This window comes from Robbsia andropogonis (genome assembly GCF_000970345.1).
Taxonomy (GTDB): Bacteria; Pseudomonadota; Gammaproteobacteria; order Burkholderiales; family Burkholderiaceae; genus Robbsia; species Robbsia andropogonis.
Window position 1 is genome coordinate 1 of record NZ_LAQU01000234.1, and the last position, 644, is coordinate 644.

The 644-nt window shown below is 57.3% G+C and carries 1 protein-coding gene; it reads left to right on the forward strand.

What is annotated here, in order from left to right:
- On the forward strand, positions 1–644 hold a 644-nt coding region (locus WM40_RS27305; RefSeq protein WP_046154689.1), incomplete at both ends, for an IS6 family transposase.

Below are 644 nucleotides of genomic sequence, written 5' to 3' on the forward strand. Positions count from 1 at the left end.
CTGGTACTTTCGCTTCTCGCTGAGCTTGCGCGACATCGAAGAATTATTGCTCGAGCGCGGCGTGATCGTCAGCTACGAATCAATACGGCGGTGGTGCGATAAATTCGGGGCCCGGTTTGCCGCACATGTAAAGATCACCGACAGCATCGCCAAAACCTGGCATCTCGACGAAATGTTCGTGCGTCTGCGTGGTGAGCCGTACTGGCTATGGCGTGCCGTCGACGAACACGGCCGCGAACTCGACATCCTGTTGCAAAAGCATCGAGATATTGCCGCAGCCAAACAGTTCTTCAAGAGGATTTTGCGCGACCACCCCGCACCGCGCGTCATCGTGACAGATCAACTTCGTAGTTACCCTGCCGCCAAAGCCTGCGTGCCCGCGCTGCCCAAGACGAAGCACATCTTCGTACGTGCTGCCGCGCGCGTGAATAACCGTGCCGAAAACAGCCATCAACCGACCCGAGAGCGGGAGCGCCGCATGCGCGGCTTAAGGGATTTGCGACAAGCACAGCGCTTCCTTTCGAACTTCGGCCCGATTCGACAGCATTTTGCTCTAAAACGACACCTGATTTGTGCAGCCGAACATCGTCGCGAGCTTACGCTCCGATTGGAATCGTGGCGTCACTTGACGCTCCAGGGCCAAA